The 12682-nt window shown below is 33.0% G+C and carries 11 protein-coding genes; 10 read left to right on the plus strand and 1 reads right to left on the minus strand.

The annotated features are described in order from the left end of the window. The first annotated feature begins 7 nt into the window (after positions 1-7). From K5Q13_RS00885 to K5Q13_RS00895, 3 genes are all read left to right on the plus strand, one after another. The gene (locus tag K5Q13_RS00885) at positions 8-1078 is read left to right on the plus strand and encodes a WxLIP family cell surface protein (RefSeq protein WP_220738900.1); all 1071 of its coding nucleotides are present in this window, start codon (positions 8-10) and stop codon (positions 1076-1078) included. Between the two features lie 190 nt (positions 1079-1268). Then, positions 1269-2807: a collagen-binding domain-containing protein gene (locus tag K5Q13_RS00890; protein WP_220738903.1), complete on the plus strand. Its 1539-nt coding sequence runs from the start codon at positions 1269-1271 to the stop codon at positions 2805-2807. Next, positions 2794-3870: a WxLIP family cell surface protein gene (locus K5Q13_RS00895; protein WP_246574097.1), complete on the plus strand. Its 1077-nt coding sequence runs from the start codon at positions 2794-2796 to the stop codon at positions 3868-3870. Before K5Q13_RS00890 ends, K5Q13_RS00895 begins: the two co-directional genes overlap by 14 nt. A 71-nt stretch (positions 3871-3941) precedes the next feature. Here the strand turns inward: K5Q13_RS00895 and K5Q13_RS00900 are convergent, their stop codons facing one another. Then, complete coding sequence (locus K5Q13_RS00900; RefSeq protein WP_220738905.1) at positions 3942-4829, minus strand: LysR family transcriptional regulator; 888 nt, start codon at positions 4827-4829, stop codon at positions 3942-3944. Between the two features lie 141 nt (positions 4830-4970). On the opposite strand from K5Q13_RS00900, the gene K5Q13_RS00905 reads away from it, so the two are divergent. The 7 genes from K5Q13_RS00905 (at position 4971) to msrA (ending at position 12588) form a co-directional block, all read left to right on the plus strand. Continuing rightward, positions 4971-6599, plus strand: coding sequence for a malolactic enzyme (locus K5Q13_RS00905; RefSeq protein ID WP_220738907.1), 1629 nt, complete (start codon positions 4971-4973; stop codon positions 6597-6599). Between the two features lie 15 nt (positions 6600-6614). Next, entirely contained in the window at positions 6615-7877 is a 1263-nt protein-coding gene (locus K5Q13_RS00910) for a 2-hydroxycarboxylate transporter family protein (RefSeq protein WP_220738909.1), read from the plus strand. A gap of 110 nt (positions 7878-7987) precedes the next feature. Then, positions 7988-8443, plus strand: coding sequence for a free L-methionine (R)-S-oxide reductase MsrC (gene msrC, locus K5Q13_RS00915; protein ID WP_220738911.1), 456 nt, complete (start codon positions 7988-7990; stop codon positions 8441-8443). A 215-nt stretch (positions 8444-8658) separates the two neighbouring features. Continuing rightward, on the plus strand, positions 8659-9762 hold the full coding sequence (locus tag K5Q13_RS00920) for a GGDEF domain-containing protein (protein ID WP_220738913.1): 1104 nt from the start codon (positions 8659-8661) through the stop codon (positions 9760-9762). 386 nt (positions 9763-10148) lie between these two features. Then, positions 10149-10838 carry an EAL domain-containing protein gene (locus K5Q13_RS00925; RefSeq protein ID WP_220738915.1) on the plus strand — a complete coding sequence of 230 codons (690 nt, stop codon included), beginning with the start codon at positions 10149-10151 and terminating at the stop codon, positions 10836-10838. Positions 10839-11029: 191 nt separating this feature from the next. Next, complete coding sequence (locus K5Q13_RS00930; RefSeq protein WP_220739515.1) at positions 11030-11983, plus strand: ketopantoate reductase family protein; 954 nt, start codon at positions 11030-11032, stop codon at positions 11981-11983. Positions 11984-12060: 77 nt separating this feature from the next. Then, positions 12061-12588, plus strand: a complete 528-nt coding sequence (msrA, locus tag K5Q13_RS00935; protein ID WP_220738917.1) for a peptide-methionine (S)-S-oxide reductase MsrA — start codon at positions 12061-12063, stop codon at positions 12586-12588. Positions 12589-12682 lie beyond the last annotated feature (94 nt).

Genomic DNA, 12682 nt, shown 5'->3' on the forward strand with positions numbered 1-12682 from the left:
TATCACAATGAATAGTACATGGATCAAAAAACATCGGTTTATGACTTCTATGTTGATTATGTTGTTTGCCTGCTCATTTTTTCCAATTTTAGCGCATGCTGATGAATCAACAACAGGATCGGGTTTATCTTTCACTGTTAAGACAAATGTGCCAATTAATCAAATTGATAAAAATAATGACTTTTATCAGTTGAAAATGGTACCTGGTCAAAAGCAAACTGTCACAGCAACGGTATATAACACCACGGATAAGCCGACAACGGTTAATATTAATGTGCAGAGTGCATCAACATCGATTAATGGAACAATTGATTATTCTAAAACACTGACTAGTTGGGACAAATCGTTGAAATACAAACTAAATGAAATTGTGTCTTATCCAGAGAGTATTACGGTACCAGCAGGTAAAGCACAAGATGTTGCATTTACCATTTCAATGCCAAAAGATAGCTACAAAGGAATTTTACTAGGTGGTATTACATTCAATCAAGTAGATGATAATGAATCAAAATCGTCTAGTAATGCTGCCAGCATTCGAAACAAATATGCTTATGCGGTAGCTATGATCTTGAAAGAGTCAGATGATCAGGTGACCCCTAATATTAATTTGCAGTCGATAAAAGCTGGGCAAAACAACGGGCATAATGTGATTAATGTTAATTTACAAAATGATCAATCTTTGTTAATGTCAAATGTTAAGGTTGTCGCGAAGATATACTCTGAAAAAGGTAAAAAACCAGTATATACGGCTATCAAGTCTGATATGCAGATTACACCAAACAGTCAGTTTAAGTATCCTGTATCATTGCAGGGTACACCAATGCAAGCAGGAAAGTATCGATTAGAGTTAGCAGTGACTGGCACCGCTTATAAAGAACCCAAAACTTGGCATTTTAGTAAAAATTTTACGATCAAGCGTCAGGAAGCATTTGGTCTTAATCAGTCAGATGTTGATGTTTCTGCTAATACCAACAACCATACGAATATTTTAATTATTATTGGTATTATATTTTTAATTGTTATTGGTATTTTACTTATTCTTTTTATTTTAAGAAAAAAAGCGAATAGGTCTAAATAATTTAGTAAACCGTTTTTATTTGTCACCAATGGATCAGGTTATTTAGTAGATTAAGAGGTAAAGGCAAAAGAGATTTTGCTTTTTATTTTTTCACAAATAATTTACAAAGATGGAAAATATTTGTGAAATCTTCTTAATGGTGTGCCCATTTATATATGATTCATGATTTTATATGGGAAGGAAGTATGTTATGATCCATAATAAAAAAATTGTTTTTTTGATTACTTCTCTGATAGTATTTTCGGGTATATTTGTTGTTTATTATAGGGTTAACAAACCTACAATAGCTATGAACGAGTTACAAGCAAAAGCATTGCGACAAAACAAAATAAAACAGTTGGCTAATGAATCTGGTACCACTGTTAATTCCGGATTAACTGACGCTGGGAACTGGGTTACTAGTTTTCCAGTCGATCAAACAGGTATATTAGGTATTGCTGCCAATTTCAATATCTTTGCTAATCGTATTTCAAGTACAAATTATCAGCCATTGACTGGTAATTTTGCCACAAAAAGTTTATTAAGTGATAGCAGTATAGGGACAAAGAATACGACATCTTATATTCAATCTGAAATCAAAACTTCATGGGGAACTGTTAATAATAATTCAGGTAAGTTAGTATTGGGGAATATATTTAGTTATGTCAAAAACTCAGCCATGCTAACCGATGGTAATAATAATGTTAATATATCTAACAATGGATTGTATCGTGAAAATAGTAATCAAATAAATTTTGATAATGAATTCAATCGTTTAAAAGAAAACTCAAAGAAAATTGCGGAATTTGCTCAAAATAACAATCCTATAATTACTGATCCAGGTGTTTGGGGAAAACAAAATGTTGATTTAAAAAATTTGAATCCTGTTAATGGTGTATTATATATCAATTTTAAAAATTTAACTGAATTGCAGACTTTTTATAATTCAACATCTTCGAATATGCCAGCTGATGTAAAAAATATTATAGTGAATATGAATGCTACAACTGACTTAATGCTTAGTTTAGGCTCTCAAAACCAATCATTAATTGGCAAAAAAGTGATGTTCAATTTTTATAACATGGATCAAAATCAGCAGTTTGATAGAACTATTAGTTTAGAAAGTCAGAGTGATGTTAATTTAGGATTAATATTAGCTCCTTCAGCTACTGTTAATACATCTTTTGGATATACAGGTAGTGTGGTTGCCAATCAAGTTAATCACTCGACTCAAATGCCATTGACACCATTTTCTGATATTGATATGCCAACGGATGACAATAAACCAAAGTCTAGTTTGGATGTTCCTGAAAATATTGATTTTGGCAAAATATCAATTAACTCGGCTAATTCGCTTACTAAAGAATGGTCATCATCTGAACAACGACAATTGATAGTCGGAGGGGAAAAGGATAGTAACTTAAAAATTAATTTGTCTGTGTCTAACCAAAAGTTTAATGGCAATAACCTTACTGAACAACAAGCATTAATTTGGAATTTAATTTATACAGATCCGAAAGTACCTTCAAACAGCCATACACAAAATATTAATCAGGGTTCGGGTATTATTAACTATTGGCGTTGGAGTGGGAACCAAGAAAGTATGTGGTATCCACTCCAAGATTGGACTTGGAATAAAGCACATCAAGATAATCCGTACTATGAATTTCAAATCACAGATCTCAAAAATATTCAACAGGCTGGGCAGTATACAGCAGATTTAACATGGACTATTAATGATGCGCCCTAACAGAAAAAAGATTAGACCAAAAAGTTTTTTTCAACATTTTATAGTTGTAGCTACTTTTTTTTCTTTGTTGATTATTTCATCGTATGCATCCGAAATATCATTTTCAGTTAATACGGTTATTCCTGATAATCAAATTGATAAATCAAAAACTTACTTCAATCTGAAACTGGTTCCTGACCAGCAGCAAGATATCATTGTTACATTGAAAAATGATACAAAAAAGAACATTACTGTTGAAATAGGTGTTAATCCTGCTAAAACTAACTCGAATGGTGTAGTCGAATATGGAAAAACAAATATTAAAAATGATAATTCTTTAACATATCCAATTAGTGATGTTGTTAAGGGGCCATCCAGTCTAGTTCTTCCTGCTGGTTCTTCTAAAAATGTTACTTTTCATATTACAATGCCAAAGGAATCATTTGATGGTATTCTACTTGGTGGCTTGACATTCCAACAAAAATCTAGTGAAGTTAATCAGAGCGATAGTAAAAAAAATACAACTATTCAAAATGAGTTTGCCTATGCAGTCGCCATTTTATTGAGAGAAAATGATAAAGTGGTGAAACCAAACTTATCACTTATATCTGTTAAACCAGGACAAGAAAATTATCGTAATGTTATTAATGCAGAAATAAAAAATAATCAAGCGGTATTATTATCTGAGGTTAAGGTAGATGCCAAAGTTTATGCTAAAAACAGTAAAAAACCAGTATACACGTCGATTAAACATGATATGCAAATAGCACCGAACAGCCTTTTTCGATATCCAATATCATTGAATGGCACTGAAATGAAGCCTGGTGAGTACACTTACCATATGAAGGTGACAGGAAAGTCTAATAATCAAAGTAAAACTTGGCAATTTACAAAGCAATTCAAAATTGAAGCCAAAAAGGCAAAAGCACTTAATCAATCTGATGTTGATGTTAACGCTAATACAAATAACACTAATTGGGTATATCCTTTAATTGCACTTGTGTTATTGGTTATTGTCATTATATTGCTTATTATTGTTATTTTATTACAGCGTAAGAAAAAGACTGATTCTGGTAAAAAATAATCATAGTATGTTTGAATAAATAGACCATAAAAAACTCAACAATTAATTGTTGAGTTTTTTTGTGAACTAAATTAAGCGTGTTGTGCTAACGTTTGTACCAACAGATTTTCTTCTTGAGTGAGTACGTGGTTTTTTCTAAAGGCAACACTACCAGTAAATGAAGGCTGTGTGTCATCTTTGAGTGGCAAAACAACAATATCAGGCGATGTTGGTTTAACAATATTCGTAAGTATCGCAACACCGAGGTTTGCGCCAACCATATTCATTAGAAAATTAATATCGTTTGTTCTCATAAAATATTTTGGTCGAAATCCAGCTTGTGAACTCATTTCTTTAATGGCTTGGTTATGAATAAAGCTTGAATCCAACGAGACAAATTGCTGTGGTTGCAAATCTGAGAAAAACACAGCTTTTTGTTGTGCTAGAGTGTTTTTCTTTGAAACATAGACACAAAAGTGCGACTGAACGAAGGGCATAATTAATAAATCTTTTTCATGAGGCTGACTGAGTGAACCGAGTAAAGCAATATCAATGTCACCAGCAATGAGCGCTTTTTTTAAAATATTTGATCCGGCTTCGTAAATATTCATGTTAGTAATATTAAACTGACGATCAAATTGTTTTGTAGCAATAGCAATTTTGGCGAAATAAGCACTTTTTAAAATCGGTGGTAAACCTATTGTTGTAATATGAGATTTTAAGTGATTTAACTCGTGTTGTGCACTTGAAACTTCTGAAAGAATAGACAATGTATGTTGAAAAAGTTGTTCACCAGCAGGTGTAAACTTTAATTCAGCTTGTGTATTGCCACGAATAACTAGTTTGACATCGAAAAATTTTTCTAAGCGTTTGATGGCCGTACTAATGGATGGTTGACTCACACCATAATTTTTGGCAACTTTTGTAAAACTTTTTTGATTATATAATTCGTTAAAATATTTAAAATCTTCTAGTTGCATTATAAATCCCCTTAAATCAACGTTTAAAAATGTGTTATAAAAATATTTTATAGGAAACGACTAGTTTGACTATAAATCAAACACACGTGTATAGTCAAGACTGTTGTTAAATATGTTACAAATTTCTTGGAGGAAATAAAGATGACTACAGCAGGCTATGCAATTTTAAGAAACCCTTTTTTAAATAAAGGAACAGCATTTACATTGCAAGAACGTGAAAATTTAGGTTTAATTGGTACGCTACCAAGCAAAGTACAAACAATTGACGAGCAAAGTGAGCAAGCATATCAACAATTCCTATCAAAAGACAAGTTACTAGAGAAACGTATATTTTTGATGAATCTTTTTAATGAGAATGTAACACTCTTTTATCACTTAATGGATCAACATGTGTCAGAATTTATGCCAATTGTTTATGATCCGGTTGTTGCTGATTCAATTGAACAATATAATGAAATTTTTACTAACCCACAAAATGCTGCATTCTTATCAATTGATCGACCAGAAGATATCACAGATACTTTGCGAAATGCATCTGATGGTAGAGATATAAAATTAGTAGTTGTAACAGATGCCGAAGGCATATTAGGTATGGGTGATTGGGGTGTCAACGGTGTTGACATCGCAGTTGGTAAGTTGATGGTCTACACAGCTGCGGCTGGTATTGATCCGTCTACTGTACTTGCAGTTAGCATAGATGCCGGTACGAATAATCAAAGTTTGTTAAATGATTCGCTATATTTGGGTAACAAGCATGCGCGTATTGCCGGAAATGAATATCTTAAATTCATCGATCAATTTGTTTCAGCTGAACAACAATTGTTCCCAGAATCTTTGTTGCATTGGGAAGATTTTGGTCGTGCTAATGCACAAGTTATTCTTGATAAGTACAAAGATAGTATTGCAACGTTCAACGACGATATTCAAGGCACGGGGATGATTGTGTTGGCTGGTATATTTGGCGCTTTAAATATTTCAAAAGAAAAGCTTGTTGATCAAAAATTTGTAACATTTGGTGCGGGTACTGCTGGTATGGGTATCGTCAATCAAATTTTTGCAGAGTTGAAACAAGCTGGACTATCAGATCAAGAAGCACGTAGTCATTTTTACCTTGTTGACAAGCAAGGTTTGCTGTTTGACGACACTGCTGGATTGACTGACGCACAAAAATCATTCACACGTTCACACGAAGAATTTGAAAACGCAACTGAATTAACTGATTTAGAATCAGTAATCAAGGCAGTAAAACCGACTGTGTTGATTGGTACTTCAACACAGCCAGGAACATTCACAGAAGAAATTGTTAAAGAAATGGCTGCACATACAAAACGTCCAATTATTTTCCCGTTGTCTAATCCAACAAAGTTGGCAGAAGCAACAGCTGAAAACTTGATTAAATGGACTGATGGGAATGCTTTAATTGCAACAGGCATCCCAGCTGCTAACGTAGAATATAAAGGCATAACTTATAAAATTGGGCAAGGAAACAATGCATTAATTTATCCGGGATTAGGTTTTGGTTTAGTCGCTTCAACTGCTAAGTTATTGACACAAGAAACAATTTCGGCAGCAATTCATGCCTTGGGTGGCTTGGTAGATGCTGATGAAGCAGGTGCTGCTGTATTACCACCGGTGTCAAATTTGACTGAATTTTCACAAAAAATTGCCGAAATAACTGCACAAAGCGTTCTCGATCAAAAGTTAAATCGTGAACCAATTGTTGATTCAAAACAGGCAGTGAAAGATGCTAAATGGTCAGCAGAATATTAATGAGGCTTAGGGAAAATGACAAAAATTAAGATTAGTGGCGTCAGTTTACCGCTGTACATTCTAATGATTGTAATATTAGCGATAACAATTGCACTAAATAAATTGCCACTCAACATGCTTGGACTAACTTTATTGTTGGTATTACTTGGTCACCTATTTTATTATATTGGCAACATTTTACCTATTTTCAAATCATATCTTGGCGGTGGCTCGGTTTTTACAATATTTGCTTCAGCTGCTCTAGCATCAACTGGTGTAATTCCCTCAAATATCGTGGGTGCTACTAAAACATTTTTAAATGAGCAAGGATTATTAGATTTCTATATTGCTGCATTAATTGTTGGTGCAATTTTAGGTATGAATCGTAATTTATTGTTAAAAGCTGCTGTTCGATTTATTCCAGTTTCATTGGCATCTATGGTTATTGGCTTTTTTTCCGTTGGATTAGTCGGCATGGCTTTAGGGCTTGGGTTTGGTCATTCAGTCATGTTTGTTTCTATGCCAATGATGGCAGGTGGTATTGGTGCCGGAGCAGTACCATTATCACATATTTATTCACAAGGTTTAGGAGTTAGTTCGGGAACCATGTTCTCACAATTAATACCAGCAGTGACGCTGGGAAATGTAATGGCTGTTATTGGTGCGGCGTTAATTGCGAAAATTGGTGCAAATACAAAGTATGATGGACATGGTGTATTGTTACCAATTACTGAAAACGAAAAAACGCAACCTATAAAAAATTTGGATGCCACGCGGATAGGAATTGGCATGATGATTGCCTTTTCTTTTTTCTTGGTTGGCACAATTTTAAATAGTTTTATACCAAAAGTGCACACATATGCTTTTATTATTATTTTAGTCATTCTTGTAAAAGGATTTAACTTGATACCAAAGCATTTGGAAGAATCAGTTGTGATGTTTAACCAAGTTATTATGAATAATTTGACCCATGCTGTGTTAGCAGGTATTGGTTTGGCACTGATAGATTTGGGCGTATTACAACAATCATTGACCTGGAAATTTGTGGTTCTAACATTAACAAGCGTTCTTGTGATGGGTATTTCAAGTGCGTTGATAGGCAAGTTATTTGGCCTGTATCCAGTTGAATCTGCAATTGCTGCTGGTATGTGTGACAACAGTATGGGTGGTACAGGAAATGTTGCTGTACTATCAGCTTCGAATCGCATGAGCATGATTGCGTTCGCCCAAATGGGTAATAGGATGGGTGGTGCTATTGTGTTAGTTCTTGGCGGTATATTAATTCATTATTTGCATTAAGGGGTAATCTCGTCAAGGTAGTTAATACATTTTACTCTTAACGTGATCTGTGGTAATATTACTTATAAATAATAAGTATATTATAATCTTTAGTTAAAAGAGGTATAGCCATGAGTAAAGTTTTGAGTTTGGTCAGTCAACAATTAGATGCATTATTGACAGGCGAAACAAATGTGGTTTCAAATTTGTCAAATGCTGCCGCCTTAATATTCCAAAATTATGAAGATATCAATTGGGCCGGATTTTACATTTACAATTCTAATTCCGATACATTGGACTTGGGTCCGTTTCAGGGCAAAGTAGCATGTATGCATATCCAACCTGGATCTGGTGTGGTTGGTACAGCTTTTTCAGAAAATGAAAGTCTCGTGGTGCCAAATGTTCATGACTTTGCAGGACATATAGCATGTGATGCAGATAGTAATTCTGAACTTGTGGTGCCAGTGTACAAGAATGACAGAATATATGGCATTATTGATATTGATTCACCACGTTTGAACCGTTTTGGTGAAATTGAAAAAAATGAAGTTGAAGAGTTATCTGAAATTTTATCAAAGTATATTTAATTGTTAGATTTTTTTTGTGTCAAGTGATAAGTCAAGTTGAATAAATTAAAAAGACTCAGGGTGTTGTAGCCGTTATTTAATTGGCATCAATACCTTGAGTCTTTTATTATTAAAATAATTTTTTCAAAGCTGGCTTTTAATTCATCTTAAATATGTAATATGTTATACTTGGAAAAGTCAAATTAATTATGAATAAAAGTATTAGGGTGGTGTTTATGCTGGGAATAATTATTAATATAATAACTCTTTCAGCGATGTGTATTGGACTATGTTTTTCTTTGTTACCAATTTTGCGTTTTCATCAAAAAAGTAACATAGCAGAAAGCTATCTCATTGTGATTGTGATTTTTTTACCACTCTTATATAGTTTTCTTTCTGTTTCTAATATTGTTTTGGGAAACATTTATTTATATTATATGCTGGCAATACTTGTTTACACATACATCGATTCACGAGTAGGGAACATTTATTTTTTGTTGAGTAGCCTCGTGATAGTGGGTTATTTATCCATTTTACAGCAGCAGTTTTCTCTTTCATTTGCTATGTTGGTTATAGCCAATGGCGTATTGACATGGTTGTTAACAATGTTGATAAATTTATTAAAAATTAATCAATCAATCAAGGTAGTGCTCTGTGTTATATTTATGCTGATATTTGAAACGTTGTTTTGTGGATATGTATCACAAAATGGTGCACATGATTTTAACGGTAACGTTGTGTCAGTCATTTCTGCAATTTTAGTGTTAACAGCTGTTCATTACTTTAATAAGTATTTAACGCAGAGGCAAATGGATATTGATGAGTTAATTCGTCAAGCAAATAATGACGAATTAACAGGATTTTTTAATCTACATCATTTACAACAAAATTTTAGTTCTAAAATATTCAAAGAAGAAACATTGGCCATAATCATGGTGGACTTAGATTATTTTAAATCAATAAACGATAAGTATGGACATACAGTTGGAAATAATGTTTTAGTGTTTTTCTCTGAAAAATTGAACTATTTTTTGGAAGGAAAAATAGGAATTGAAAATTTTGAGTTGTATCGTTATGGTGGGGAAGAATTTGTTGTTACAATCAAAAAAACAGTACTAGTGGATAATTTAGTAGATCTTTTTGAAGAATTACAAGAGTTTATTGCAAAATTAGAAATTGAAAATTCGGATGAAAAATTAAGTTTTTCTGCTGGGATTGCTTATTTGGAAAATCATGCATATGATGCTTTAAGAACATTTGAATCGGCCGATCATTTATTATATTTAGCAAAAGAAACAGGAAAAAAGCAAACGCGTTTTGAAAGTAGAGAAGGATACTAGCTGTTTTAATAAATTGAGGATAATAATTTTGAACAGTTCCCTATTTTAGTTTGGCTTACTTTAAAATATACATATTAATAATTTTTGATTGTGTTATAATTTCAAGGGCAGCATATTTATTTAATAAGTAGACGATTACTATGTCAGTCAGTGTAATTTGAATATATAAAAATTTTTTTGTGATGAATCCTAATAATTTAGTTATTGTATTAGTAGAAGCATGTTTAAAGGGTCAAACAATACAGAAAATGAAAAACAATTAAGTTGAGCTTGTTATTTCATTGCATCATTTTGGATAAATAAATTAAAAATCATAATATTGATTAACAGAAAGAAACCAAATCGATCAATCCTATCTAAAAATTTGATGAAAAGGCAATTTAATTATGAAAGACAAGTTCTATTTTATAAAGCAACCTGTTGTTGATGTTGATGATAAGGGATGTCCAACTGTATTATTTTATGAATTGTTATTGCGAGAAACTAGCACAAAACGATTTCCTGGTACAAACTTTTTTGATTTTATTGCCACTGAGTTAGGAAATTATGTATTTTTAAATTTTCTAGCAAGAAAAATACAACAATTACTTAAAAATGGTCAACAGTATAAATATTCTGTTAATATAGAGACTGTACAAATAGATTTCAATGATACGTATCTGTTTTTAGATAATATGAAAGCACAGGCAGCAAATATTATATTAGAAATAACAGAGCGTCAATATAGTTCATCGAATTCAATAGGAATAATAAAGTTTGTAAGTTATGCCAGAAAACTTGGTTATACTGTGCTTATAGATGATATAGATAATTATAATAATTCAAATGATTGTAACATGCTACTCAATGAAGTTGATGGTATAAAATTTTCGCATCAATTAATTAAACAAAATCCTTTGAACAAAGCTTTAGAAATGATTTCAAAATTTCAAGATGATTATGGAAAATATGATTTATTGATAATCGTAGAAGGTGTCGATGATCAAAGTCATTTGCACAAATTACGTGATATTGGTATTAATAATCAACAGGGTTATTATTTTATAGAAAAAAATAGTAATTACTTGGTTGAATGATAACGTAGCCAATAATGAGACAGTTTCATGATGTCTTATTATTGGCTTTTTCTATGAGTGTTATCCCAAACATCCATGTTAAAGTATGGTAAGCTAGATATATCGAAAATATTATCTTATAATTTAATTATATAATCAAACGGAACAAAGTATTTGGAGGAAACGCACATCGAAGTGCGATACAAATGAGTATGAAAATAGCAATTGCAGGTTTTGGTGCGCTTGGTTCACGCTTGGGGGTTAAGCTACAACATGCTGGTCATGAGGTCACAGGTATTGATGGTTGGCCTGCGCATATCGCTGCGATCAATACAGATGGTTTAACAGTTATCCACGAAGATCAAGCGCCTAAAAAGTATTTCGTGCCAATTGTGACACCCACAGAAGTAACTGGCGAATATGATTTAATTATCTTACTAACAAAAACACCACAATTAGATCGCATGCTTTCTGATATAGCCAATATTATTACACAAAAAACAAAATTATTAGTTCTGTCCAATGGTTTGGGTAACATTGAAGTAATCGAGAAACATGTTGGTCGTGATCAAATTTTAGCTGGAGTCACACTTTGGACATCTTCGTTGGTTAAACCGGGTGAAATTCACACGACAGGTACAGGGTCAATTAAATTACAGGCAGTTGGGAATGCAGATGTAAATCCAATTGTTGAAGCATTGAACCAAGCTAATTTAAATGTTGAAGTGACTGATGACGTTTTGAAGGCAATTTGGCATAAGGCTGGAATTAACTCAGTTTTGAATCCCTTATCAGTGTTACTTGATGCCAATATATTGGAATTTGGCACAGCAGGTAATGCGATGGATTTGGCGTTACATATTCTTAATGAAATTCAAAAAGTCGGTGCTTCACAGGGAATTAAAGTTGATATTCCTGGTATTATGAGTGACCTGACAAATTTGTTGGCACCTGAAAATGCTGGTAATCATTATCCATCAATGTATCAAGATATTCAAAATGGTAAGTACACGGAGATTGATTTTTTGAATGGCTATTTTGCGAAAATAGGACGACAAGAAAACATTGATACGCCCTTCAATGCGTTGATTACTAATCTCATTCATGCTAAAGAAGATATTGAACGTGTCAAACTTGCCAAGCAAAAGGAAACTTTTGAAATTTAAATCTCATTAGCGTAATATAAAAAGAATAAATGCTGCGCTCTTTTCGTTAGAAGCGCGTGATGCCGTGGAGGATCCAAATGACAAAAAATATTGAAACAGCAATTTTTGCAGGTGGTTGTTTTTGGTGTATGGTACAACCATTTGACTCATTACCAGGTATTGAAAAAGTACGTTCAGGTTATACGGGTGGAAATACTGTTAATCCAACATACGAAGAAGTGTGCTCGCATACAACAGGTCATACCGAGGCCGTTAAAATTTGGTTTGATTCTGAAAAGATGACTTACGACGAATTAGTCAGTATTTATTGGGAACAAACTGATCCGACTGATGCGATGGGACAATTTCAAGATCGTGGTGACAGTTATCGGCCGGTTATTTTTGTGGCAGATGATCAGCAACGTGCTGTTGCTGAAAAATCAAAAGCAGCATTAATTGCTTCAAAACGATTTGACAAACCAATTGTAACAGCAATTGAAGAGGCTAAACCATTTTACGAGGCTGAGGAATATCATCAGGATTTTTATAAAAAAGATCCCGCACGAGAAGCCTTAGAAATAGCGCAACGTCAATCATTTCAACAAAAAAACTGGCGTAAAAATTAAGCAGCGAAAGCTGTTTTTTATTTTGTATTCGGATTGTGACTTCATCACCGTGTGTTATATGGTAAAATAGTTAAGTTATAGATGATATACGAAC

The sequence above is a fragment of the Leuconostoc miyukkimchii genome, from assembly GCF_019656055.1.
In the GTDB taxonomy this organism is placed as follows: Bacteria; Bacillota; Bacilli; order Lactobacillales; family Lactobacillaceae; genus Leuconostoc; species Leuconostoc miyukkimchii.